Genomic DNA, 24,320 nt, shown 5'->3' with positions numbered 1-24,320 from the left:
GTGGACTGCACAAAGCAAAAGATCGCAGCAAGGCTGCGATCTTTTGCCCAGACGAGGAGGGGAATCAGCGCAGCGTATCGACCATGTCGGCGAGGGTGGTGAGCACGTCTTTGCCCAACTGTTTCGAGCGTTTACCCGACCAGCCGGTTTCCTTGTCAGGGTGGTCGTCGTGATCCTTGAACGGCATTTCCAGGGTGAGCGACAGGCAGTCGTACTTCTGGCCGACGCTGTTGCAGGCCAGAGTCATGTTCGCTTGGCCCGGTTCATCGCGGGTGTAGCCGTACTTGGTCTGAAAATCTTTGGTGGTGTGTTTCAGGTGGTTGCGGAAGTGCTCTTCGAGCTTCTCGATGCGCGGCGTGAACCCCGGATTGCCCTCGCAACCGGCGGTGAACACGTGGGGGATTTCTTCGTCGCCGTGAACGTCGATGAACAGGTCGACGCCATACTTTTCCATCTGTTGCTGCACGAACAGGACTTCTGGGCTGGTGTCCTGACTGGCGCTCTGCCAGGCGCGGTTCAAGTCCTGGCCCATGGCGTTGGTGCGCAGGTGGCCGTGGAAGGCACCGTCCGGGTTCATGTTCGGCACCAGATACAGATCGGCGCTGGCCAGCAATTTGTTCAGCACAGGATCATCCTGACGCTCCAGACGCTCGATCACGCCTTCCATGAACCATTCGGCCATGTGCTCGCCCGGATGTTGCTGGGCGATGATCCAGATGTTGCGCTGGCCTTCGGCGCCGCTGCCTTTGCGCAGTAACTGGATATCGCGGCCTTCGACGCTTTTGCCGGTGGCCAGCAATTCGGTGCCAGCCTTGGTCAGCGCCTGCTCGATCAGCCAGTCATGGCGGCCACGGCTGTACGGTTCGAAATAGGCGAACCAGGCGTGGGTCTGGGTGGCTTCAAGGCAGAAGCGCAGGCAGTCGCCTTCAAAGATGGTCGGCACGCGGAACCAGTTGACGTGATCGTAGGAGGCCACGGCTTGATAACCGTCCCAGGCTTTGTTGTAGGAAGACTGGCTGGCGTTGTTCAGGCGAAACCAGTGTTCCTGGCCGACGTGCAGGCCGCTGGCTTTGAAGTGGAACCATTGGAAATGGGCGCTGCGGGTGTCCGGACGAATGGCCAGAACCGGGTTGAGCGGATTGCTGATGTCGATAACCTGGATGTTGCCGCTGTCAAAGTTGGCGCTGATGTCGAACGAAGATTTGGCCACGGTCATAATCGCTTCCTGAATATGATTTTTATGGCCGTTACTTTACACGCAAGACTTGAGTGAAACCGAGGGAAATTGCCGGGTGTGGCGGGGGGCGTCTTCCATGACGCGGACGCAGCTTAGGCGCTATGCGATTGATTCTCAAGTGCTAATTGTCATTAGTTTGCGCCAATGTGGCCGGGCTCCGCTTGCCAAGCGATATTCTTTTGATATTATCCGCGCCATCGAATTTGCAGCACCTAAAGACTTCATTAGCCTGAAGCCACAAGCCCGAAAAACGGGCAAAAAAAAGACCCGGCAAAAAGCCGGGTCAAAAACCGTGATTAGCCTGATGAGGAGATAGTCCAGAAGACCGACCTAAGGTCTCTGGTCCATCGACTGATCTCGCGACCAGCTGCATGCAATAATAATCATTATCATTTGCAAGTCAAATGTTTTTATCTGCGCGATTGGAAAATTCTTTCCTGTCCGTTCGAACGCCCGTGTCTCAGACCTCATCGCCATCGAGCGAATGGTCGACCATCGCCCGCGCCATATCCACCATATGCACCACTGAAAACGCCAGATCGCGGCTCGCGCCCTGCAGGTTTTCGGCTGCCTTGAACGCGGTGGCGGCTGCGCATCGCAGCAAGTCTGACGCGTGCACCAGGGCTTCCTCTCCGCTGAGTTGGCGTCTGACGTTGAAAAAACGTTCGTCGACCTCGGGCTCTGACACAGTTGGTTTCAAGTAATAGTCCAGTGCTCGCTGCGCAGCGGCGTTACCTTGTGGCGAGGTGAAGGTGGTGTCGATCTGCAGATCGGGCAAGTCTTTGCTGCTGATATTCATGGTGAAAGGCCACTCCTTGTTCGATTGGAAATCCGTTTGAGCAGCATAGTACGGCCCGTAGTTGTGACCAGGATTTAAATACTACAATATGTGTTTTGCCGGCCGAAGGTGTCCGCGTAAGGTGCCGCACATGGATAAATGGATTGAGTTGGTCAAGGCCAAAATGAGTGAACTCAAAATCACTCAAACAGAGCTCGGAGAGCGTGTTGGCATGTCCCAGGGCGGCATCGGCCATTGGCTGAACAAACGTCGTGAACCGGGCGTAACGGAAATGAACCGAGTGCTGCAAGCGCTGGGCATGGATTTCCTCGAAGTCGCGATGGTCATTCGCGAGCCGCAGCAAACACCCGACGAGGACATGCCTCTGGCGCAGAAGTACAACCCGTACTTCCGCTATCCGGTGAACGACTGGAATGCGCCATTCGAGGTGCGCGAGAGTCAGCCGCAACCCTACGGCAAGGCGCAGGACAAGCAGCGTTTCGAACTGACGGATTACCACGCCCTTGGCGCGGCGTTCTGGCTGACGGTGGCGGGTGACTCGATGACCGCTCCCAGCGGCCCGAGCATTGCCGAAGGCATGCTGATCCTGATCGATACGGCGGCGCAGGCAGTGCCTGGCAAATTGGTGATCGCCCAATGGTCGGACAGCGATGAAGCGATTTTTCGCAAGCTCGACGAAGAGGGCGGCCAGCGTTATCTGGTACCGCTCAATCCGACGTGGCCGAAAGCCCTGTTTACCGATGAGTGTCGAATCATCGGCGTGGTAGTGCTGGCAACGGCGCGTTTCTAGTCAGATCGATCCTCGTTTTATGTAGGATCGATCCTCCTTTCATGCTTCTTCCAGTTCAACCAAAGCGCTGCCTTCACTGACCATTTCGCCTTCCTGGCAATACAGCGCTTTGATTACGCCAGCGTGCGGCGCGCGGATGCTGTGCTCCATTTTCATCGCTTCCAGCACCATCAGTTGCGCACCGGCCTCGACCGTTTGGCCCGCCTCGACCAATACGCGAACGATGCTGCCGTTCATCGGCGCAGTCAGGCCGCCCTGGTGGCTGTGACTGGCCTCGACGGCACCGATGGGGTCGTACGCTGCAACGCGGCGCAGCTCGCCTTGCCATTGCAGATACAGCGAATCGCCCTGACGAATCGCGCGCAGCGCACGACGCACGCCCTGGTGCTCGATCACCAATGCATCACCCGACAGTTTGGCATTGCCCGACGAACCCAACGTCAGTGCGCGATCCTGGCCCTCGCAACTCAAATGCACAGTGGTTTCCTGCGGTAACCCCGCACGCAAGCCGCTGTTGAGCGCCCACGGCGAACCCGGATCATCCGCCCGCGCAACCTCTGGCAGGCTTTGCACAAATGCCTGCGCCGCAGCTTCCCAGAACGCATCGCTCAACTCACCTTGAGCCGGCAGCAATTGCTCCTGATAACGCGGAATAAAGCCGGTATCCAGTTCCGCCGCCGCAAACGCCGGATGCGCGATGATTCGCCGCAGAAAGTTGATGTTGGTTTTCAAACCGCCAATCGCAAATTCATCGAGCATGCTCAACAACCGCAGGCGCGCTTGCTCGCGATCCTCGCCCCAGGCAATCAGCTTGCCAAGCATTGGGTCGTAGAACGGCGAAATCTCATCACCTTGCTCAACGCCGCTATCCACTCGACGCCCCGGCCCTGGCGCCGATTCGCGGTACAAATCGAGGCGCCCGGTAGCCGGCAGAAAATCATTTGCAGGGTCTTCAGCATACAGCCGCACTTCAATCGCATGGCCGTTCAGCGGCACCTGCTCCTGAGTGATCGGCAACGCCTCACCACGGGCCACGCGAATCTGCCAGGCGACCAGATCGAGACCGGTAATCGCCTCGGTCACCGGGTGTTCGACTTGCAACCGAGTGTTCATCTCCATGAAGAAAAATTCGCCACGGGCATCGAGCAGAAACTCCACGGTGCCTGCGCCGACATACCCAATCGCCTGCGCCGAACGCACGGCCGCTTCGCCCATCGCCCGCCGCAATTCTGCCGAAAGACCCGGCGCTGGCGCCTCTTCAACGACTTTCTGATGACGACGCTGAATCGAGCAGTCACGCTCATTCAGATACAGGCAATGGCCATGCTGATCGGCAAACACCTGAATTTCCACGTGACGCGGTTTGAGCAGGTATTTCTCCACCAGCATCCGCGAGTCGCCGAACGACGACTGCGCTTCACGCTGGGCGGAGGCCAATGCTTCGGCCAGTTGGCTGACGTCCTCAACGACTTTCATGCCTTTGCCACCGCCGCCCGCTGTGGCTTTGAGCAGCACCGGATAGCCGATGTGTTCGCAGGCACTGCGGAAGGTCTCGAGGTCCTGCGCTTCGCCGTGGTAACCCGGCACCAACGGCACACCGGCGGTTTCCATCAGCGCTTTGGCGGCGGACTTGCTGCCCATGGCGTCGATGGCCGAGGGGGGCGGGCCGAGGAAAATCAATCCGGCCGCTTCAATCGCGCGGGCAAACCCGGCGTTCTCCGACAGAAAGCCATAACCCGGATGAATGGCCTGCGCGCCGCTGGCCTTGGCCGCCGCGATCAGTTTGTCGATCTGCAGATAACTGTCGGCCGCTTTACTGCCGCCGAGATCGACGCGGATATCCGCTTCACGACTGTGTCGCGCGTTGCGGTCGGTGGCGCTGTGCACGGCCACGGTGGTCAGGCCTAAAGCCTTGGCGGTGCGCATCACGCGGCAAGCAATTTCGCCACGGTTGGCCACCAGCAGGGTGGTGAGAACAGGTGCGCTCATCAATGCGGCTCCTTGGTTGCGGCTTGCCAGCTCGGCGGACGTTTTTGCAGAAATGCCCGCAAGCCTTCCTGACCTTCAGGACTGACGCGGATGCGGGCGATGGCGTTTTCGGTGTAGCGACGCAGCGCCGGAGTCAGCGCGCCGTTGCCGACTTCACGCAGCAAATCTTTGCTGGCGCGCATGGCAGCGGGGCTATTGAGCAGCAGGTTGTCGATCCATTGTTCGACGTGTTGCTCAAGTTCCGCGTTTGGATAGCTATCGGACAACAAACCGAGTTCCCGAGCGCGCTGGCCGCCGAAGCGTTCGGCGGTCAGGGCATAGCGACGTGCGGCGCGTTCGCCGATGGCCTGCACCACGAACGGGCTGATCACTGCGGGCGCCAAACCGATGCGTACTTCCGACAGGCAGAACTGCGCATCATCGGCGCCAATCGCCATGTCGCAGCAACTGATCAAACCCAGCGCGCCGCCAAACGCTGCGCCTTGCACCACGGCCACGGTGGGGATTTTCAGTTTGGCGAGGTTGTACATCAGCTCAGCCAGTTCGCGGGCGTCGTCGAGGTTGGTGTGGTAATCGAGTTCGGCCGATTGCTGCATCCACGCCAGATCAGCGCCGGCGCTGAAGTGCTTGCCACGTCCGCGCAGCAGCAGGAAACGCAGGCTGGCGTCGCTGGCGACTTTGTCCAGAGCGAGGATCAGTTCACGGATCATTTCGGCGTTGAACGCGTTGTTTTTTTCTGGGCGGTTGAGCCACAGCGTCGCGAAACCGCGTGGGTCGTTCTGCAGTTCAAGGGTATTGAAGTCGCTCATATTCATCCGTCTCCACGGTTTCTGTGGGAGCGAGCCTGCTCGCGAAGAACAGTTACGCGGTCGTACCGGTAAACCGCGCTGAAGCCTTCGCGAGCAGGCTCGCTCCCACAAAAAAGCATCACATCCGGAACACGCCGAAGCGGCTCGGTTCGATTGGCGCGTTCAGCGACGCAGACAAGGCCAGGGCCAACACATCGCGGGTCTGCGCCGGGTCGATGACGCCGTCGTCCCACAGTCGTGCGCTGGAATAGTAGGGGTGACCCTGCTCCTCGTACTGGTCGAGGATCGGTTGTTTGATCTCGGCTTCCTGCTCGGCACTGAAGGTTTGGCCGCTGCGTTCAGCCTGTTCGCGCTTGACCTGCACCAGCACGCCAGCCGCTTGTTCGGCGCCCATCACACCGATCCGCGCGTTCGGCCACATCCACAGGAAACGCGGGTCGTAAGCACGCCCGCACATGCCGTAGTTTCCGGCGCCGAAGCTGCCGCCGATGATCACGGTGAATTTCGGCACCTTGGCGCACGCCACCGCCGTTACCAGCTTCGCGCCGTGCTTGGCGATGCCGCCGGCCTCGTATTTCTGGCCGACCATGAAGCCGGTGATGTTCTGCAAAAACAGCAATGGAATGCCGCGCTGGCAAGCCAGTTCGATGAAGTGCGCGCCTTTCTGCGCGGCTTCGGCGAAGAGGATGCCGTTGTTGGCGAGGATCGCAATCGGATAGCCGTGCAGATGCGCAAAACCGCACACCAGAGTCGTGCCGAACAGTGCCTTGAATTCATCGAACGCCGAACCGTCGACCAGCCGCGCAATCACTTCGCGCACATCGAACGGTTGCTTCGCGTCGGCGGAAACCACGCCGTACAACTCGTCACTGGCGTACAGCGGCGCAATCGGTGTGCGCTGTTGCACTTCGCCGAGCTTGCGCCAGTTGAGGTTGGCAACGCTGCGGCGGGCGAGGGCGAGCGCATGTTCGTCGCTCTCGGCGTAATGGTCGGCGACCCCGGAAATCTTGCAGTGCACATCGGCGCCGCCCAGATCCTCGGCGCTCACCACTTCACCGGTTGCGGCTTTCACCAGCGGCGGGCCAGCGAGGAAAATCGTTGCCTGATTGCGCACCATGATCGCTTCGTCGGCCATCGCTGGCACGTAAGCTCCGCCCGCGGTGCATGAACCCATGACCACGGCGATTTGTGGAATGCCCATGGCGCTCATGTTGGCCTGGTTGAAGAAGATCCGCCCGAAATGCTCGCGATCCGGAAACACCTCGTCCTGACGCGGCAGGTTGGCGCCGCCGGAATCCACCAGATAAATGCATGGCAGGCGGTTTTGCTGAGCGATGGTTTGCGCGCGCAGGTGTTTTTTCACCGTCAGCGGATAGTACGAACCACCTTTCACCGTCGCATCGTTGGCGACGATCATGCACTCGACGCCTTCGACCCGGCCGATCCCGGCAATCACGCCAGCGGCGGGCACGTCTTCGCCATAAACGGCGTGGGCAGCGAGTTGGCTGATTTCGAGAAACGGTGAGCCCGGATCGAGTAAACGGTTGATGCGCTCACGCGGCAGCAGTTTGCCGCGCGAGGTGTGGCGTTCCTGAGCTTTTGCGCCGCCACCCTGCGCCACTTGGGCGAGCAGGGTATGCAAGGCGTCGACTTGCTTGAGCATCGCCGCGCTGTTGGCGCCGAACTCCGCTGAACGAGGATTGAGCTGAGTGTGCAGAATCATGGGGCTACTCCGTAGCAGCTTCGAGTTGCAAGCTACAAGCTACAAGTTGAAGCAAGAGCGCGGTCCTCTTGCAGCTTGGGACTTGCAGATTGTCGCTGACGAAATTCACTTCGTTTCGTTGAAGAGTTCGCGACCGATCAGCATGCGCCGGATCTCGCTGGTGCCCGCGCCGATTTCATACAGCTTGGCGTCGCGCAACAGACGCCCCGCCGGGAATTCGTTGATGTAACCGTTGCCGCCGAGAATCTGGATCGCGTCGAGAGCCATTTGCGTGGCGCGCTCGGCGCTGTAGAGGATTACCCCGGCGGCATCTTTACGTGTGGTTTCGCCGCGCTCACAAGCCTGGGCAACCGCGTAGAGATAGGCGCGGCTGGCGTTGAGCTGGGTGTACATGTCGGCAACTTTGCCCTGGATCAGCTGGAACTCGCCGATGCTTTGGCCGAACTGCTTGCGGTCGTGGATGTACGGCACGATCAGGTCCATGCACGACTGCATGATCCCGGTAGGGCCACCCGAAAGCACCACGCGCTCGTAATCGAGGCCGCTCATCAGCACTTTCACGCCGCCGTTGAGCACGCCGAGGATGTTCTCTTCCGGCACTTCGACGTCATCGAAAAACAGCTCGCAGGTGTTGGAACCGCGCATGCCGAGCTTGTCGAACTTGTTGCTGCGGCTGAAGCCTTTCCAGTCGCGCTCGACGATGAACGCGGTGATGCCATGCGGGCCTTTTTCCAGATCGGTCTTGGCGTAGATCACGTAGGTGTTGGCGTCGGGGCCGTTGGTGATCCAGGTTTTGCTGCCGTTGAGGACGAAATGGTCGCCGCGTTTGTCGGCGCGCAGTTTCATCGAGACCACGTCGGAGCCGGCGTTCGGCTCGCTCATCGCCAAGGCACCGACGTGTTCGCCGCTGATCAGCTTCGGCAGGTATTTGCTTTTCTGTTCGTGGTTGCCGTTGCGGTTGATCTGGTTGACGCAGAGATTGGAGTGCGCGCCGTAGGACAACGCCACCGAGGCCGAGCCACGGCTGATTTCTTCCATCGCCACCACGTGCGCCAGATAACCCAGGCCAGCACCGCCGTACTCTTCCGGCACGGTAATGCCGAGCAGGCCCATGTCACCGAATTTGCGCCACATGTCGGCGGGGAACAGGTTGTCACTGTCGATCTGCGCGGCGCGCGGAGCGATCTCCTTGGCGACAAAGGACTGAACCTGATCGCGCAGCATGTCGATGGTTTCACCGAGGGCGAAGTTCAGGGATGGATAGCTCATGGGTCACCTTTTGGCTTTTTTGTAGGGCGGGGAGAGTGGCATTGCAGTTCTCACCTTTACGTTAACGTAAGCCTGCGACGAATGACTGTCAATCACCCTTTACGTTAACGTCAACTTGAGCGAGAGTAGGGGCAGTTCAAGATTGAAAACGGATCACTTTTTTGTGGGAGCGGACTTTTGTGGCGAGGGGATTCATCCCCGTGCGGCTGCGAAGCAGTCGTGAAATCTGTAAATCTGATTTGTCTGAAGATATGCAGGGGCGGCTTCGCCACCCAACGGGGATAAATCCCCTCGCCACAGTTGGCTCCCACAAAAAGTGTAATCCGGTAAACCCACTAATAAAGACAATAGGGGTCGTCATGGATCAACCCAGTGCAAATCCGCAGCGCAGCTATAGCCGCGGTTCTCAGGACAAAGCCTTGCTGGCGATGACCATCGGGCAGAAGTTCGACCAGACCGTCACGCAGTACGCCGAAGGCGAAGCGCTGGTGGTGCGCCATCAGCAGTTGCGCTACTCGTGGCGACAATTGGCCGACGCAGTGGATGTGCATGCCAGAGCCTTGCTCGCATTGGGTTTGCAGGCTGGCGACCGGCTCGGCATCTGGGCACCGAATTGCGCGCAGTGGTGCATCGCGCAAATCGCCACGGCAAAAATCGGCGTGATCCTGGTCAACATCAACCCGGCCTACCGCAGTTCTGAACTGGAATACGTGCTTAAACAATCCGGCTGTCAGTGGCTGGTCTGCGCCGGGGCGTTCAAGTCCTCCAACTATCACGGCATGTTGCAGGGGCTGGTGCCGGAGCTGGCCGAACAATCCATCGGTCAACTGCGCAGCGAACGCCTGCCGGAGTTGCGCGGGGTGATCAGTCTCGACGCGCAGCCACCGTCAGGATTTTTGCCGTGGTCGCAACTGACTGATATGGCTTTGAGCATCTCCCCGCAACAACTCAGCGAACGCGGCGAAAGCCTGCATTTCGATCAGCCGGTGAACATTCAGTACACCTCCGGCACCACCGGTTTCCCCAAGGGCGCGACCCTCAGTCATTACAACATTCTCAACAACGGTTACATGGTCGGTGAAAGCATCGGCCTGGCCCCGACCGATCGCCTGGTGATCCCGGTGCCGCTGTATCACTGCTTCGGCATGGTCATGGGCAACCTCGGCTGTATTACCCACGGCAGCACGATGATTTATCCCAACGATGCCTTCGACCCGTTGCTGACTTTGCAAACCGTTGCCGAAGAGAAAGCCACCGGGCTGTACGGCGTGCCGACCATGTTCATCGCCATGCTCGATCAGCCGCAACGCGCCGAGTTTGACCTGTCGAGCTTGCGCACCGGGATCATGGCCGGCGCCACTTGCCCGATCGAAGTGATGCGCCGAGTGATCAGCGAGATGCACATGAGCGAAGTGCAGATTGCTTATGGCATGACCGAAACCAGCCCGGTTTCACTGCAAACCGGTCCGAACGACGAGCTGGAATTACGCGTGACTACGGTCGGCCGCACTCAGCCGCAACTGGAAAGCAAGATCATCGACGACGCCGGCAACCTCGTGCCGCGCGGCACCATTGGCGAACTCTGCACGCGCGGTTACAGCGTGATGCTCGGTTACTGGAGCAACCCGCAAGCCACGGCCGAGGCCATCGACGAGGCAGGCTGGATGCACACCGGTGATCTGGCGAGCATGAACGAGGAGGGTTACGTGAACATCGCCGGGCGTAACAAGGACATGATCATTCGTGGCGGCGAAAACGTTTATCCGCGAGAGCTGGAGGAGTTTTTCTTCACCCATCCGGCGGTAGCGGACGTGCAGGTGATCGGCATTCCGTGTTCGCGTTACGGTGAGGAAATCGTCGCCTGGATCAAATTCCACCCCGGCCACAATGCGTCCGAGCTGGAGCTGCAAACCTGGTGCAAGGAACGCATCGCGCACTTCAAGACGCCGCGGCACTTCAAGTTCGTCGAGGAGTTTCCGATGACGGTGACGGGCAAGATTCAGAAATTCAGGATGCGCGAGATCAGCATTGAAGAGTTGAAAACAATCAAGCGGTGAACACAAACACTGTGGGAGCTGGCTTGCCAGCGATGGCGTCGGATCAGCCAGCATCAATGTTGAATGATCTACCGCAATCGCTGGCAAGCCAGCTCCCACCGGGATTTGAGGGAATTCAGGAATCGCAGAAAGCACAAAGGGGAGCCGAGGCTCCCCTTTAATTTTGTCGTCGCGTGCTCTTTTTTATTATTGAGGGTCGGTCTGTTGTTGTTTTTGGCAACCGTGGCCCTTTACCGCTGTTTTTGGCGACCCCCATCCGGGGTCAAGAGCAAACGTATTTTTTTGAGCGCTGATCTGCTTTCTCGCTAAGCGATCCAACCGATTCGGGAGCTACCTGAAGGTAGTTTTATTGTTCTCTGCCCGGTTGCGGGTCACTCCTGAGAGCACCCTGAAAAGCACACCTTCTCCAAAAAAATCTGTTAGCTGCGTCTCTGCCGTGTTGTTTTTGTTATGTCAGAGTCGGTACGTCTTATTTTTATTGGTTTGCTGCTTTTTATTCTTGTTATGCCATAGAGATAGCATTACGCGTGCCAACTTTAAAAAATCGTTATAAATCAATAGCTTGTGTTTTTACGAGATTTTTACGGCCAGACAAAACCAGACAATTTGTTTCCGTGTTACTCGCTTAAGCCCACATTCCAGACACAGCGGTAACACCTTCCCCCCCTCACTGCGCGCTACGGGCCTTGGCCACACGCGAACCGCTCGGGCGGCCGAGCACTGCACTGATTTGCCGACCCGCGGCAATCAACGCGTCCAGGTCGATACCGGTCTCGATGCCGAGGCCATTGAGCAGGTACACCACGTCTTCGGTAGCAACGTTACCGCTCGCACCTTTGGCGTACGGGCAGCCGCCAAGGCCGGCGATAGAGCTGTCGAACACCGAAATGCCTTCGAGCAGGCTGGCGTAGATGTTGGCCATGGCCTGGCCATAGGTGTCGTGAAAATGCCCGGCGAGTTTGTCCCGTGGCACCTGCGCCGACACCACTTCGAACAAGCGCCGGGTCGCGCCAGCGGTACCGGTGCCGATGGTGTCGCCCAAAGACACTTCATAGCAGCCCATCGCATACAGCTCGCGGGCGACCATCGCCACCTGCTCCGGTGCGACGGTGCCTTCATACGGGCAACCGAGCACACAGGACACGTAACCGCGCACGGTAACGCCGTGTTGTTTCGCGGCATCCATGATCGGGGCGAAGCGCGCCAGGCTTTCGCTGATCGAGCAGTTGATGTTGCGCTGCGAGAAGGCTTCGGACGCGGCGGCGAACACCGCGACTTCCTTCACGCCAGCGGCGATCGCCTCTTCAAAGCCGCGCAGGTTCGGCGCCAGCGCGCCGTAGGTCACGCCGGGTTTGCGCTGGATCTGCGCGAACACGTCGGCGGAGCCGGCCATCTGTGGCACCCATTTTGGCGAGACGAAACTGCCGACTTCTATATAACCGAGGCCAGCGGCGCTCAAGGCATCGACCAGTTGCACCTTGTCGGCAACGCTGATGGGTTGGGCTTCGTTTTGCAGGCCATCGCGCGGGCCGACTTCGATCAGGCGTACTTGGGAGGGGAGGGACATGGCGGTTGACCTGTTGTCATTATCTGAATGTTCAAAGCCCTCTGTAGGATCAGAGCTTGCTCGCGAAAGCGTCAGGTCAGTCGACATCAATGTGAATGAACGGGCGCTTTCGCGAGCAAGCTGTGCTCCTACAAAACGGACATTTAGGCCTGCTGGCTCTTGAGGGTTTGCTCCAGCGCTTGCACGCAGCGCTCTTCGGCGGTGTCGAGTTCCAGCTTCATCTGCTCGATGTCGAGCAGCTGCTGCTCAAGCTGTTCACGGCGCTCGGTGATTTTCGCCAGCATGCTGTTGAGCTGTTTGGTGTTACCGCTGGACGGATCGTAAAGCTCAATCAGTTCGCGGCACTCGGCCAGCGAGAAACCGATGCGCTTGCCGCGCAGGATCAGTTTCAGGCTGACCTTGTCGCGTGGTGAATAAATGCGTTCCTGGCCACGACGCTCGGGGCTGAGCAGGCCTTGCTCTTCATAAAAGCGGATCGCCCGGGTGGTGATGTCCAACTCGCGGGCGAGGTCGGAAATGCTGTAGGTCTGGCTGCTCATGGGCGCGCTCGGAAAAGGTCTTGGCGCTAAGCTAATGGCAGGTTGACGTTTACGTCAAGGGCGATGATCTTCGTTGTCAGTGCTGGCCTCTTCGCGAGCAGGCTTGCTCCCACAGGTTCTGTGGCGTTCACAAATCCACTGTGGGAGCGAGCCTGCTCGCGAAGAACGATAACGCGGTGAAAAACCTTACACCTTATCGAGCTTCTTCTCCTGCGCGGTCACCTGTTGGCACAGCTCGATCATCTGCTCGCGCATCCAGCGATTCGCCGGGTCCTGATCGGTGCTTTCATGCCAATACAGATGAGTCTCCACCGGCGGCACATCATTCACCGGCAGATTGAACGCTTGCAGCTCATGCCGACGGGCAAAACGTTCCGGCACGGTCATGACCATGTCGGTCTGCTGCATCACCTGCGACGCCATCAAATAATGCTGCGAGCGCAGGGCGATTTTGCGCTGAATGCCCATTTTGCCCAGTGCCAGATCGACGTAACCCAGGCCACTGCGGCGGCTGGAAATGTGGATATGCGTCAGCGACAGATAATCATCCAGCGAGAGCTTTTCCTTGCCCGCCATCGGATGTCCCTTGCGCATCGCACAGACGTAACGGTCTTCCATCAGCTTGACGTGGCGCACCTGCGGATCAGTGTTAAGTGGCGCATCCACGGCGAAATCCAGACGCCCGGCCGCCAGTTCCTTGGTGGTTTCCCGGCGCTTGGACAAGAAACTTTCGATGATTACCGTCGGCGCCAAGCGGCGCAGGCGCTGGAACAGCGGCGGCAGAATCACTGCTTCAGTGAGGTCGGTCATGCTGATGCGGTAGGTCTTCACCGCTTGCGCCGGGTTGAAAATGCGACTTTCCTGAACCGACACCCGCAACAGCGACAGCGCGTTACGTACCGGGCCGATGATGTTCTGTGCCATCGGCGTCGGCACCATGCCCTGAGCTGTGCGCACGAACAGCGGATCGTTGAAGGTTTCGCGCAACCGCGCCAATGCGTTGGACACCGCCGGCTGAGTGATGCCGACAATCTGCCCGGCGCGGGTCAGGTTGGCTTCGGTGTAGATCGCGTCGAAGACGATGAAAAGGTTGAGATCGACCTTGCTCAGATTCATAACGCGGCTTCTCTTGTTTTTAAGGGCGGGTGTTTTAAGGGTTTGCGATCAGTCGATCATATATCGGTGATGAATGTTAATACACGCCGAGAATAGGCTAGGTAAATTATGAGCGCTGTTCTAGCATCGATTGCATGACCTAAACAACCTCTGCTCAAGAACTGCCTTAACCATCGGGAGCTGCTCATGGATTTCGCTTATTCGCCCAAGGTGCAAGAACTGCGTGAGCGCGTGACCGCGTTCATGGACACTTACGTTTACCCGGCCGAAGCCGTGTTCGAACGCCAGGTTGCCGAAGGCGATCGCTGGCAGCCCACCGCGATCATGGAGGAACTCAAGGCCAAGGCCAAAGCCGAAGGCCTGTGGAATCTGTTTCTGCCTGAGTCGGAACTCGGCGCCGGCCTGACCAACCTCGAATACGCGCCGCTGGCGGAAATCATGGGCCGTTCGCTGCTGGGGCCAGAGCCGTTCAACTGCTCGGCGCCGGACACCGGCAACATGGAAGTGCTGGTGCGTTACGCCAACGAAGAGCAAAAACAGCGCTGGCTGGAACCGTTGCTGCGCGGCGAAATCCGTTCGGCGTTCGCCATGACCGAACCGGATGTTGCCTCGTCCGACGCCACCAACATGGCTGCCCGCGCCGTACGTGATGGCGACGAGTGGGTGATCAATGGCAAGAAGTGGTGGACGTCCGGCGCTTGCGATCCGCGCTGCAAGATTCTGATCTTCATGGGGCTGAGCGACCCCGATGCGCCGCGCCACGCCCAGCATTCGATGATCCTCGTACCGGTCGATACCCCCGGGGTGAAAATCGTCCGTCCGCTGCCGGTATTCGGTTACGACGATGCACCGCATGGTCACGCCGAAGTGCTCTTCGACAACGTGCGCGTGCCGTACGAAAACGTTCTGCTCGGTGAAGGCCGCGGCTTTGAAATTGCGCAAGGTCGCCTTGGCCCAGGCCGGATTCACCACTGCATGCGCTCGATCGGCATGGCCGAACGTGCCCTGGAGTTGATGTGCAAACGTGCGGTGAGCCGCACTGCATTCGGTAAACCGCTGGCCCGTTTGGGCGGTAACGTCGACAAGATCGCCGACTCGCGGATGGAAATCGACATGGCGCGCCTGCTGACGCTGAAAGCGGCGTACATGATGGACACCGTCGGTAACAAGGTCGCGAAGAGTGAGATTGCGCAGATCAAGGTCGTTGCACCGAATGTGGCATTGCGGGTCATTGACCGAGCGATCCAGATCCATGGCGGGGCAGGGGTGTCGAACGATTTCCCGCTGGCCTATATGTACGCCATGCAACGCACTCTGCGTCTGGCCGACGGCCCGGACGAAGTGCACCGCGCGGCGATCGGCAAATTCGAGATCGGCAAATACGTGCCGAAGGAAATGCTGCGCAGCGGTCACTAAGACCGCGTCGCCCCCCTTCGCGAGCAGGCTCGCTCCCACATTGGATTTGTGAACGCCACAGAACCTGTGGGAGCGAGCCTGCTCGCGAAGAGGCCTAAAGGCTAAACACATCAACATCAGGCTCAATACACCCAAACCTCAACCCGTCGATTCTTGATCCGCCCCTCATCCGCGCTGTTTGTCGCCACCGGCATCAACGCGCCAAAACCGCGGACCTCGCGCAACACCACGCCGTTCTTCACCAGTTCCCGCCGCACGGCCATCGCCCGCAGCTTCGACAGAAGGTCGGCGCGTGCCGGGTCGTCCTTGGCATCGCCAAAGCCCACCAGTGTCACCGCGCGATCGCTTTTGTCGTGGCGCTTTATATAGTCGAACACCCGCGCCAGATCCTGGCGTGCCTTGTTGTCCAGGCTCGCGCTGCCTTCTTCAAAACGGAAGTTCACTGTCAGACGTTGGGCGTGACGGCTGAGGGATTGATAACCTTCGGGCATCAGCGCATTCGGTGCGACGGTCATGGCGTGCACGGTCTGACTGATAAAGCCGTTGCGCGCGACAATTTCCTGGCCCTGACGACTTTGTGCAAACACCACCAACGCCTTCGCCCATGGATTGTTGCTGTCGGGCGGCAGATAGAAGAACAACCGCCGCGACAGCGGATAGTCTTCAGTGGCGATCAGGCTGTTGAGCGGCAACATCGATTGCGACGCGCCATCGGCAATCGCCACGGCTTTGGCCTGACGCACGTAAGGCAAACCGATGAACCCGATGCCTTGCGGATCGCTGCTCACCGCGTCGGACAATTGTTCGCTGGATTCGAACCTTTTCGCTGACGTACTCAGACTCTTCCCACGGCGACTGAGGACTAATTCCTTGAAGGTGTCGTAGGTGCCGGACTGATCATCGCGCGCATATAAATGAATCGCACCGCCACGCCCGCCGAGGTCTTCCCAGTTTTTTACTTCGCCGGCGAAGATCCGTGCCAGTTGTTCGGTGTCGAGTTGTTGCAGCGGATTGTCGGGATGCAGAATGATCGCCAGACCGTCGATGGCGATGACTTGTTCGGCGGCGGGATTTTTCAGATCGCCCAGCGCTTGCAGGCTGAGCAACTCGCTGTCTTTGATCTCTCGGGAAGAAGCAGCCAGGTCGGCGCTGGTGTTTTTCAGGGCGGTGAAGCCGGTGCTGGAACCGTGGGCGGCGACTTCAACGATCACCCGCTTACCTTGGGCGGTCTGGCCGACGATGCGTTGTTCGTTGGCGGTGTCCGGGGTTTCGCGGTGGATTTTCAGCAGGCCTTGTTCCTGCAATAACCCTTCAACGAGCGCCGGGCCAAGTTCGGCGCCGATGGTATTGGAGCCTTGAATGCGCAAGGCTGGGCCGTCGTCCGGCACTGGCAAACCAGCGGCAGACACAGTCAGCCATGCGCTCAGCAGAAAAACGAACAGAACACGCAGGGTCATGCCGGCACCGAATCAAGCCAAGGGGATTGCCGGGGAGATTAAGTCAGGCGCATGACCAAAACATGACAGTGATTCAATGTAGAGGAGCCTTTGTGGCGAGGGGATTTATCCCCGCTCGGCTGCGAAGCAGTCGTGGAGTCTGTAAATCTGATTTGTCTGGAAGTATGCAGGGGCCGGCTTCGCCACCCAACGGGGATAAATCCCCTCGCCACAGGTCAGCCGACCACAGAACCCCATTGTCGAATGTGATTCTGTGGTGGCTTCAAGGTCAGGCCAGTTCAAGCCAGATCGGTGCATGGTCCGAAGGTTTCTCCATCCCACGCAATTCATAGTCCACACCTGCCGCTTTCACTCGAGGCAGCAAGCCGTGCGACGCCAGAATCACGTCAATGCGCAGCCCACGCTTAGGCTCATCTTCAAAGCCACGGCTGCGGTAGTCGAACCAGCTGAACATGTCGGTCACGTCCGGGTTGAGGTGACGATAGCTGTCGATCAGGCCCCAATTCTTCAGGCGTGCCATCCACTCGCGCTCTTCCGGCAGGAAGCTGCATTTGCCGGTTTTCAGCCAGCGCTTCATGTTGTCCGGGCCGATGCCGATGTCGCAGTCTTCCGGAGAAATGTTCACATCGCCCATCACCACCACGGGTTGTTCATTGTGGAACTGGCTTTCCAGCAGTGCTTGCAGGTCGCTATAAAAGCGCTGCTTGGCGGGGAATTTGGTCGGGTGGTCGCGGCTTTCGCCCTGTGGGAAATAGCCGTTCATGATGGTGACCGGCACACCGTTGGCGTCGGCAAACGTGCCCCAGATAAAGCGGCGCTGGGCATCTTCTTCGTCGGTGGCGAAACCTTTGTGGATCGCAATCGGTTCCTGACGCGAGAGCATCGCCACGCCGTAATGGCCTTTCTGGCCGTGGTAATACACGTGATAGCCGAGGGCGCGGACTTCTTCCAGCGGGAACTGGTCGTCGTGGACCTTGGTTTCCTGCAGGCCGATCACGTCCGGCCGGTGTTTTTCGATCAGCGCTGCCAGCTGATGCGGACGGGCGCGCAGTCCGTTGATGTTGAAGGAAACGATCTTCATGGTCGGCAGTCCTGGCAAAAGGGCGATGCTAGCTGACATGGGGGAGATGGGCCAGTGTGGGGTGGGAGAAAACATTTTGGCCTGTGGGATGTAGGTTGCCGGAAAGGGCCCCATCGCTGGCAAGCCAGCTCCCACAGGTTTTTCGGATGTATATGAATATTGTGTACGACACAGACCCTGTGTGAGCTGGCTTGCCAGCGATGAGGCCAGAACGGTCGATGAAGATCCATGGTTGGTCTATACCTGTGGGGAACTGTGCCAACGCAAAAGGGTTCGTACCAACAAGAGCGCCGCCATTTGGACGCGCCTCGGGGAGAATCACTGTCATGCCTGAAACCCAGACCGCCATCGCCGACATTCATATGCTCGACCGCGGCTACTCGCGCGAAGCCCGATCCTTGCTGTATCAGGCCTATCGCCACGAGCCAACCTTCGGTTATCTGTTCGAAGCCGAGCGTCCCGGCTATGAACAACGCGTGCGGGCGACGGTTCGCGAATTGGTCAAACAACACTTCCTGCAGGATCTGCCCGCCATCGGCCTGCTGGTCAACGATCGCCTGATCGGCATCGCCCTGATCGCGCCACCACAACGCCGCTTGGGCATCACCGAAAGTTGGGCGTGGCGCCTGCGCATGGTGCTCAGCACCGGTTTTCGCTGCACGCGGCGTTATCTGGAATACCACGATGCCGTGGCCGCGTGCGTGCCCAGTGACTCCGTGCACATGCTGCCGCTGCTGGGGATTCACCCGCAGTTCCAGGGCAAACACTTCGGCGAACAACTGCTGACAGCGGTACACAATTGGTGCGCGGTGGACGAAACCTCGCAAGGCGTGGTGCTTGATACCGGCAACCCGCGTTACCTGGAATTCTATAAACGACAGGGCTACGAAGAGATCGGCGAAGTGGCTGTCGGGCCGGTGCGCGAGCATGTGTTTTTTCACGCCAATCCGCAGGTGTTACAAACTGCAACAGCATAACAATCGAACTTCTTGGGAAATTTCCTGTTCTATCACGCTCCCAAGCCCGTGATAGCATCCGCGCCTATGAAGTTTCCAGGAAGATTTACCAGTGGCGTGCTCATGCTGTTAACCAGCTGCGCGGCGCTGGCGCAAAGTGAATTGGACGTGCGGATCAAACCGTCCAACGACGAACTCAAGGCCAATATAGAAGGGTATATCGGCAGCCTCGGCGATCGTGACGAAGAAGCCTTGCAGCGCTTCAGTCGCGGCGCCGAAGAGCAGGCGCGCAAAGCCGCGCAGGCGTTGGGTTATTACCAGCCGCAGATCGAAAGTAACGTGAAGGGCGGTGAAAAACCGCGCCTGGTGCTGAACATCGATCCCGGCGAACCGATTCGCCTGCGCAACGTCACCATTCGCGTCGACGGCCCGGCGGCCTCGCTGAAATCCTTTCGAGTGCCCAACAGCGACACGCTAAAACCCGGCGCGGCGCTCAACCATGGGCGTTATGAAGACGCCAAAAGAATTATTCAGAATCAGGCTTCGCGCTTCGGTTTCTTCAGTGGCCATTTCACCAGTCAAAAACTCCTGGTCGATCCCCGCGCCGGTGTCGCCGACGTCGAGTTGATCTACGAAAGCGGCCCGCGTTATGCGCTGGGCAAAGTCAGTTTCGAGGGCGACACGCCGTTCGATGAGGACTTGTTGCAACGCATGGTGCCGTTCAAGGCCGGCGAGCCGTACGACTCCGAGCTGATCGCCGAACTCAACCGCGACTTGCAATCGAGCGGCTATTTCGAAGGCGTCCGCGTCGATGCGGCGCCGACTGCAGCGAAAAACGATGTGATCCCGGTCGAGGTCAAACTCGACACGCGCAAGCCACGCACCATGGGCCTGGGCCTCGGTTACTCGACCGACGTCGGCCCGCGAGTCAAGGCCAACTGGACGCGGCATTGGGTCAACCCGCAAGGCGACAGTTACGGTTGGGAAGCCGAGCTTTCGGCGCCACGGCAAAACGTCGGCCTGTTCTACGACATTCCGCTGGATCCGCCACTCACCGACAAATTGCGTTGGGCGGGCGGTTATCAATTTGAAGACATCGACGGCTCCGATACGTTGAGCAAACTGCTGACCTTCGGCCCGGAATGGCACAGCAAGTTGCCGAGCGGCTGGCAGCGGGTCATCTCGCTGAAATGGCAGCGCGAGGAATACGAGCTGGGCGACGATTCGGGCCTGAGTACCTTGTTGATGCCCGGCATCAGTTACTCGTACCTGAAAAGCGATAATCGCATCGACCCGCACAACGGCTATCGCCTGAGCTTCGAAAGCAAAGTGGCGAAGGAAGGCCTCGGTTCCGACAACAACCTTGTCTATGGCACGGCGTTGGTCAAAGGCCTGACCACGGTGTTCGACAAACACCGTTTCCTCGGTCGCGTGCAGGTCGGCGGCAGTGCCACCAATGGCTACAACTCGGTGCCACCGTCGCTGCGTTTCTTCGCCGGTGGCGATCAGAGCGTGCGCGGTTACGATTACCAGAGCCTGTCGCCGAAAAACTCCGACGGCGACCGCATCGGTGGCCGCTACATGGTGGCCGGCAGCGTGGAGTATCAATACTCGATCGCCGAAAAGTGGCGTGTGGCGACCTTCGTCGACCAAGGCAACTCTTTCAACAAACTCGAACTGCCGAACCTCAAGACCGGGGTCGGTATTGGTGTGCGCTGGGTCTCGCCGGTCGGGCCGATCCGCCTCGACCTGGCCCACGCACTCGACGACGATGGCGGCATCCGGCTGCACTTTTCCATGGGGCCTGAGCTGTGAAGCGTGGTTTGAAAATAGCGGCACTGACGCTGCTGGCGTTGCTGTTGTTGATTGTCCTGAGCATTACTGCCGTGCTCGGCACGCAGGCTGGCAGCCGTTGGGTGCTGGGCCTCGTACCAGGCCTGACGGTGGAGAATTTCCAGGGCCGACTCGGTGGACAATGGAGCGCCGATCATCTGTTGTGGCAGCAGGACAGCAGCCGCGTCGAACTGAACCAGGCGATCTTCGCCTGGTCGCCGCTGTGCCTGACGCGCATGACCTTGTGCATCGAACAGCTCAAGGCTGATCAGGTCATTGTGCAATTCCCGCCGAGCGATGAGACGACTGACAGCGGTCCGATCAAACTGCCGGATCTGCAATTGCCGGTGGCCATCGAGTTGGGCGACGTGCAGGTCGGCAGCCTGTTGTTCAACGGCAGTGAGCAGCTCAAAGGTTTGCAACTGGCGGCGCACTGGACAGCCCTAGGCATGCAGATTGAAAGCATCAAATTGCAGCGCGACGACCTCAGCCTGAACCTGTCCGGAACACTCGCACCGACCGGCAATTGGCCGCTGAACATCACCGGCGACTTGACCCTGCCGTCGCCAAGCACTGATCCCTGGACGCTGGCGCTGAAAATCGACGGCGACCTGCTGAAAACCCTCAACCTGCACGCCGACAGCCACGGCTACCTCGACGGCCAGTTGAGCGGCGAGTTGCAACCGCTGGTGGAAAACCTCCCGGCCAAGGTGCGCATCACCAGTGAGGCCTTCAAGCCGAGCGCTGATCTGCCGGATACGCTGCAACTCAATCAGTTGGTGCTGACTGGCGAAGGCAACCTGAAAAACGGTTATCAATTGAATGGCAATGCCACGCTGCCCGCCGATAAAGGCCCGGTGGCGCTTTTGCTCAACGGTAAAGTCGACGCCAGCGGCGCGCAGATCGCCGGCCTCGACCTGACGGCCAACGACAAGCAAAGCCTCAAACTCACCGGCAACGTCGATTGGAGCAAGGGCCTCAGCGCCCAGGCCAGTATCAACTGGCAGGACTTTCCGTGGCATCGCCTCTACAACGAAATCGACGAGCCACAAGTCGCCTTGCGCACCTTCACTGGTGAGGTTTCCTACACCGACGGCCAATACCTCGGTAACTTTGCCGCCGCACTGGATGGCCCGGCGGGAGCATTCAGCCTGAGCAGTCCGTTCAGCGGCAATCTGAAACAGATCGCTTTGCCGCAATTGAAGATGGAAGCCGGGCAGGGCAAGGCTGAAGGTCACGTCAACGTACAGTTTGCCGACGGCATTGCCTGGGACACGGCGCTGGACCTGTCAGCGCTCAATCCGGCGTACTGGGTTGCAGAACTGCCGGGCACCTTGGCCGGGCCGTTGAAAAGCAAAGGCGAAATGAAGAATGAACGCCTGAGCCTCACCGCCGATCTCGACCTCAAAGGCAAACTGCGCGGGCAACCGGCGATCCTTCAGGCCAAGGCTGACGGCGCTGGCGAACAGTGGAACCTCAATGCCCTGCAAATCCGCCTTGGTGATAACAGCATCAGCGGCAAGGGCAGCCTGCAACAGAAACTCACCGGGCAGATCGACATCAAACTCGCGCGTCTGGCCCAGCTGTGGCCAGAACTGCGCGGGCAGATCAATGGCCGCGCCGACGTCGCCGGTACCTTGAAAGCACCGCAGGGCAAACTTGGCCTGCAAGGTTCGCAACTGGCCTTCCAGGACAATCGCCTGCAAAGCCTCAACCTCGACGCCACGCTCGACAGCGCGCAACGGGCGAAGATTGATTTGAAGGGCAGCGGCATTCAGGCCGGTGACACCTCGCTGGGTACGCTGACGGCCAGTGCGCAGGGCGACATCAAGAACCAGAAACTCAGCCTCGACCTGATCGGGCCGAAGCTGAAACTGGCCCTCGGTCTCGACGGCAATCTCGACAAGGGCAACTGGCGCGGTCGCCTGGCCAGCGGTGACATTCAGGCCGGTGGTCAGGACTGGAAACTGCAAAACCCGGCCAAACTTGAGCGCCTCGCTGATGGCAAGATCAACTTCGGCGCGCATTGCTGGATGTCCGGCAGTGCCAGCCTGTGCGGTGAAGACCAACGGCTGATGCCGGAGCCGAAGCTGCGCTATCACCTCAAGCAGTTCCCGATTGAAAGCCTCGCGCAGTGGCTGCCGAAAGATTTCGCCTGGCAGGGCAAGCTCAACGCCGATCTGCAACTGGACTTGCCGGCCAGCGGCCCGAACGGCGTGGTCAGCATTGACGCCAGCGGCGGCACCTTGCGCATGAAGGAAAAGGATCAGTGGCTGGACTTTCCGTACCAAACGCTGAAACTCACCAGCAAACTCACGCCTAAGCGCGTCGACACTGAGCTCAACTTCGTCGGCGGCAAACTCGGCGAGTTGATGGTGCAGGCGCAACTCAATCCGCTGCCGAAAAACAAACCGCTGAGCGGCTCGTTCCGTCTCAGCGGGCTGGATCTGTCGGTGGCGCGGCCGTTTGTGCCGATGGTCGAAAAACTCACTGGACGCCTCAACGGTAGCGGCACGATTTCCGGCGGCCTGCTGGCGCCACTGGTCAACGGCACCGTGCAACTCAGTGACGGCGAAGTGTCCGGTGCCGAATTGCCCATGGAGTTGCAGAATCTACAACTCACCGCCGTGATTGCCGGCGAATCGGTGCGCCTCGATGGCGGCTGGAAAAGTGGCAAGAGCGGGCAGGGCAACTTGACCGGGAATGTCGCCTGGGGCCAGGCGCTGATGGTCGATCTGGCGCTCAAGGGCACGCAATTGCCGGTCACGGTCGAGCCGTATGCCAAGCTGGAAGTGGCACCGGACCTGAAGATCTCCATGGCCGGTGATGAGTTGAAGATTGCCGGTAAAGTACTGGTGCCGCGAGGCGAAATCACCGTGCGTGAATTGCCGCCATCGACGGTGAAAGTCTCCGATGACACGATCATCGTCGGTGCTCAGACCGAAGAGGGCAAACCACCGATGGCGATGAAAATGGACATCGACGTGGTGGTCGGTGATGACAAACTCGCCTTCGCCGGTTTTGGTCTGACCGCCAACGTGCAAGGTCATGTGCACATTGGCGACAACATGGACACCCGTGGCGAGCTGTGGCTCAACGACGGCCGCTACAGTGCCTACGGCCAGCGCCTGTCAGTGCGCCGCGCGCGTCTGTTGTTCGCCGGGCCCATCGATCAGCCGTATCTGGACATTGAAGCGATTCGCCAGACCGACGACGTGATCGCCGGTATCCGCCTCAGTGGCAGCGCCGAGCAACCCACCACGCAGATCTTCTCCGAGCCGGCGATGAGCCAGGAACAGGCGTTGTCCTATCTGGTACTCGGCCGTCCGCTGAGCACCAACGGCGAAGACAACAACATGCTTGCGCAAGCAGCGTTGGGCCTGGGCTTGATGGGCAGCTCCGGGGTCACCAGCAGTCTGGCCAAGGACTTGGGAATTCAGGACTTCCAGCTCGACACGGCGGGTAGCGGCAACACCACCAGCGTGGTCGCCAGCGGCAACATCTCCGAGAAGCTCAGTTTGCGTTACGGCGTCGGTGTGTTCGAGCCGGCCAGCACCATTGCGCTGCGCTACAAACTGAGTAAGAAGGTGTATGTCGAAGCTGCCAGCGGCGTCGCCAGCTCGCTGGATATCTTCTACAAGCGCGATTTCTAAAGGCGTCGCGAAGAGCCGGAGCGCAACGC

General features: G+C 59.3%; 18 protein-coding genes. 7 read left to right on the top strand and 11 right to left on the bottom strand.

The window, feature by feature from the left end; genetic code table 11:
• Nucleotides 1–64 precede the first annotated feature (64 nt).
• Nucleotides 65–1,216, bottom strand: a complete 1,152-nt coding sequence (locus JFT81_RS05405) for a M14-type cytosolic carboxypeptidase (RefSeq protein WP_201226411.1) — start codon at nucleotides 1,214–1,216, stop codon at nucleotides 65–67.
• A 97-nt stretch (nucleotides 1,217–1,313) separates the two neighbouring features.
• On the opposite strand from JFT81_RS05405, the gene JFT81_RS05400 reads away from it, so the two are divergent.
• Complete coding sequence (locus tag JFT81_RS05400) at nucleotides 1,314–1,553, top strand: hypothetical protein (RefSeq protein WP_201226410.1); 240 nt, start codon at nucleotides 1,314–1,316, stop codon at nucleotides 1,551–1,553.
• A 144-nt stretch (nucleotides 1,554–1,697) separates the two neighbouring features.
• Here the strand turns inward: JFT81_RS05400 and JFT81_RS05395 are convergent, their stop codons facing one another.
• Nucleotides 1,698–2,036, bottom strand: a complete 339-nt coding sequence (locus JFT81_RS05395; RefSeq protein WP_201226409.1) for a DUF3077 domain-containing protein — start codon at nucleotides 2,034–2,036, stop codon at nucleotides 1,698–1,700.
• A gap of 130 nt (nucleotides 2,037–2,166) precedes the next feature.
• Here JFT81_RS05395 and JFT81_RS05390 point away from each other — a divergent pair, with 130 nt between their 5' ends.
• Nucleotides 2,167–2,826 (top strand): S24 family peptidase, encoded by a 660-nt coding sequence (locus JFT81_RS05390; RefSeq protein ID WP_201226408.1) that lies wholly within the window; start codon nucleotides 2,167–2,169, stop codon nucleotides 2,824–2,826.
• 39 nt (nucleotides 2,827–2,865) lie between these two features.
• Here the strand turns inward: JFT81_RS05390 and JFT81_RS05385 are convergent, their stop codons facing one another.
• The 4 genes from JFT81_RS05385 to JFT81_RS05370 form a co-directional block, all read right to left on the bottom strand.
• Nucleotides 2,866–4,815, bottom strand: a complete 1,950-nt coding sequence (locus tag JFT81_RS05385; protein WP_201226407.1) for an acetyl/propionyl/methylcrotonyl-CoA carboxylase subunit alpha — start codon at nucleotides 4,813–4,815, stop codon at nucleotides 2,866–2,868.
• On the bottom strand, nucleotides 4,815–5,624 hold the full coding sequence (locus JFT81_RS05380; protein WP_201226406.1) for a gamma-carboxygeranoyl-CoA hydratase: 810 nt from the start codon (nucleotides 5,622–5,624) through the stop codon (nucleotides 4,815–4,817). The genes JFT81_RS05385 and JFT81_RS05380 overlap by 1 nt, the downstream gene beginning before the upstream one ends.
• 118 nt (nucleotides 5,625–5,742) lie before the next feature.
• Nucleotides 5,743–7,347, bottom strand: a complete 1,605-nt coding sequence (locus JFT81_RS05375; protein WP_201226405.1) for a carboxyl transferase domain-containing protein — start codon at nucleotides 7,345–7,347, stop codon at nucleotides 5,743–5,745.
• 105 nt (nucleotides 7,348–7,452) lie between these two features.
• Entirely contained in the window at nucleotides 7,453–8,616 is a 1,164-nt protein-coding gene (locus JFT81_RS05370) for an isovaleryl-CoA dehydrogenase (RefSeq protein ID WP_201226404.1), read from the bottom strand.
• Nucleotides 8,617–8,975: 359 nt separating this feature from the next.
• On the opposite strand from JFT81_RS05370, the gene JFT81_RS05365 reads away from it, so the two are divergent.
• Nucleotides 8,976–10,673, top strand: coding sequence for an AMP-binding protein (locus JFT81_RS05365; RefSeq protein WP_201226403.1), 1,698 nt, complete (start codon nucleotides 8,976–8,978; stop codon nucleotides 10,671–10,673).
• A 667-nt stretch (nucleotides 10,674–11,340) separates the two neighbouring features.
• On the opposite strand, the gene JFT81_RS05360 is transcribed toward JFT81_RS05365, so the two are convergent.
• The 3 genes from JFT81_RS05360 to JFT81_RS05350 form a co-directional block, all read right to left on the bottom strand.
• A complete protein-coding gene (locus tag JFT81_RS05360; RefSeq protein WP_201226402.1) occupies nucleotides 11,341–12,240 on the bottom strand; it encodes a hydroxymethylglutaryl-CoA lyase in 900 nt (299 codons plus the stop codon).
• A 143-nt stretch (nucleotides 12,241–12,383) separates the two neighbouring features.
• Nucleotides 12,384–12,779 (bottom strand): MerR family DNA-binding transcriptional regulator, encoded by a 396-nt coding sequence (locus JFT81_RS05355; protein WP_201226401.1) that lies wholly within the window; start codon nucleotides 12,777–12,779, stop codon nucleotides 12,384–12,386.
• Between the two features lie 186 nt (nucleotides 12,780–12,965).
• Nucleotides 12,966–13,895: a LysR family transcriptional regulator gene (locus JFT81_RS05350; RefSeq protein WP_016986544.1), complete on the bottom strand. Its 930-nt coding sequence runs from the start codon at nucleotides 13,893–13,895 to the stop codon at nucleotides 12,966–12,968.
• Nucleotides 13,896–14,081: 186 nt separating this feature from the next.
• Here JFT81_RS05350 and JFT81_RS05345 point away from each other — a divergent pair, with 186 nt between their 5' ends.
• Nucleotides 14,082–15,311 (top strand): acyl-CoA dehydrogenase, encoded by a 1,230-nt coding sequence (locus tag JFT81_RS05345; RefSeq protein WP_201226400.1) that lies wholly within the window; start codon nucleotides 14,082–14,084, stop codon nucleotides 15,309–15,311.
• Between the two features lie 122 nt (nucleotides 15,312–15,433).
• On the opposite strand, the gene JFT81_RS05340 is transcribed toward JFT81_RS05345, so the two are convergent.
• Together JFT81_RS05340 and xthA are read right to left on the bottom strand one after the other, a co-directional pair.
• Nucleotides 15,434–16,768 (bottom strand): phosphate ABC transporter substrate-binding/OmpA family protein, encoded by a 1,335-nt coding sequence (locus JFT81_RS05340; protein WP_201226399.1) that lies wholly within the window; start codon nucleotides 16,766–16,768, stop codon nucleotides 15,434–15,436.
• 268 nt (nucleotides 16,769–17,036) lie between these two features.
• Nucleotides 17,037–17,849: an exodeoxyribonuclease III gene (gene xthA / locus JFT81_RS05335; protein WP_201226398.1), complete on the bottom strand. Its 813-nt coding sequence runs from the start codon at nucleotides 17,847–17,849 to the stop codon at nucleotides 17,037–17,039.
• A 326-nt stretch (nucleotides 17,850–18,175) separates the two neighbouring features.
• On the opposite strand from xthA, the gene JFT81_RS05330 reads away from it, so the two are divergent.
• The 3 genes from JFT81_RS05330 (at nucleotide 18,176) to JFT81_RS05320 (ending at nucleotide 24,291) form a co-directional block, all read left to right on the top strand.
• Nucleotides 18,176–18,826, top strand: coding sequence for a GNAT family N-acetyltransferase (locus tag JFT81_RS05330; RefSeq protein WP_007912451.1), 651 nt, complete (start codon nucleotides 18,176–18,178; stop codon nucleotides 18,824–18,826).
• Nucleotides 18,827–18,892: 66 nt separating this feature from the next.
• Entirely contained in the window at nucleotides 18,893–20,620 is a 1,728-nt protein-coding gene (locus tag JFT81_RS05325) for an autotransporter assembly complex family protein (protein ID WP_201226397.1), read from the top strand.
• A complete protein-coding gene (locus tag JFT81_RS05320; protein ID WP_201226396.1) occupies nucleotides 20,617–24,291 on the top strand; it encodes a translocation/assembly module TamB domain-containing protein in 3,675 nt (1,224 codons plus the stop codon). The genes JFT81_RS05325 and JFT81_RS05320 overlap by 4 nt, the downstream gene beginning before the upstream one ends.
• The last annotated feature ends 29 nt before the right edge of the window (nucleotides 24,292–24,320 follow it).

Origin of the sequence: Pseudomonas sp. TH43 (genome assembly GCF_016650635.1) — a bacterium.
In the GTDB taxonomy this organism is placed as follows: domain Bacteria; phylum Pseudomonadota; class Gammaproteobacteria; order Pseudomonadales; family Pseudomonadaceae; genus Aquipseudomonas.
The sequence above is the reverse complement of the archived record's forward strand: the minus strand, read 5'-3'. Positions and strand labels throughout refer to the sequence as shown.

What these genes read in the sequence shown, in the direction of transcription:
- JFT81_RS05405 (WP_201226411.1), bottom strand. Translation starts at nt 1,216, where the DNA reads ATGACCGTGGCCAAATCTTCGTTCGACATCAGCGCCAACTTTGACAGC.
- JFT81_RS05400 (WP_201226410.1), top strand. Translation starts at nt 1,314, where the DNA reads ATGACGCGGACGCAGCTTAGGCGCTATGCGATTGATTCTCAAGTGCTA.
- JFT81_RS05395 (WP_201226409.1), bottom strand. Translation starts at nt 2,036, where the DNA reads ATGAATATCAGCAGCAAAGACTTGCCCGATCTGCAGATCGACACCACC.
- JFT81_RS05390 (WP_201226408.1), top strand. Translation starts at nt 2,167, where the DNA reads ATGGATAAATGGATTGAGTTGGTCAAGGCCAAAATGAGTGAACTCAAA.
- JFT81_RS05385 (WP_201226407.1), bottom strand. Translation starts at nt 4,815, where the DNA reads ATGAGCGCACCTGTTCTCACCACCCTGCTGGTGGCCAACCGTGGCGAA.
- JFT81_RS05380 (WP_201226406.1), bottom strand. Translation starts at nt 5,624, where the DNA reads ATGAGCGACTTCAATACCCTTGAACTGCAGAACGACCCACGCGGTTTC.
- JFT81_RS05375 (WP_201226405.1), bottom strand. Translation starts at nt 7,347, where the DNA reads ATGATTCTGCACACTCAGCTCAATCCTCGTTCAGCGGAGTTCGGCGCC.
- JFT81_RS05370 (WP_201226404.1), bottom strand. Translation starts at nt 8,616, where the DNA reads ATGAGCTATCCATCCCTGAACTTCGCCCTCGGTGAAACCATCGACATG.
- JFT81_RS05365 (WP_201226403.1), top strand. Translation starts at nt 8,976, where the DNA reads ATGGATCAACCCAGTGCAAATCCGCAGCGCAGCTATAGCCGCGGTTCT.
- JFT81_RS05360 (WP_201226402.1), bottom strand. Translation starts at nt 12,240, where the DNA reads ATGTCCCTCCCCTCCCAAGTACGCCTGATCGAAGTCGGCCCGCGCGAT.
- JFT81_RS05355 (WP_201226401.1), bottom strand. Translation starts at nt 12,779, where the DNA reads ATGAGCAGCCAGACCTACAGCATTTCCGACCTCGCCCGCGAGTTGGAC.
- JFT81_RS05350 (WP_016986544.1), bottom strand. Translation starts at nt 13,895, where the DNA reads ATGAATCTGAGCAAGGTCGATCTCAACCTTTTCATCGTCTTCGACGCG.
- JFT81_RS05345 (WP_201226400.1), top strand. Translation starts at nt 14,082, where the DNA reads ATGGATTTCGCTTATTCGCCCAAGGTGCAAGAACTGCGTGAGCGCGTG.
- JFT81_RS05340 (WP_201226399.1), bottom strand. Translation starts at nt 16,768, where the DNA reads ATGACCCTGCGTGTTCTGTTCGTTTTTCTGCTGAGCGCATGGCTGACT.
- xthA (WP_201226398.1), bottom strand. Translation starts at nt 17,849, where the DNA reads ATGAAGATCGTTTCCTTCAACATCAACGGACTGCGCGCCCGTCCGCAT.
- JFT81_RS05330 (WP_007912451.1), top strand. Translation starts at nt 18,176, where the DNA reads ATGCCTGAAACCCAGACCGCCATCGCCGACATTCATATGCTCGACCGC.
- JFT81_RS05325 (WP_201226397.1), top strand. Translation starts at nt 18,893, where the DNA reads ATGAAGTTTCCAGGAAGATTTACCAGTGGCGTGCTCATGCTGTTAACC.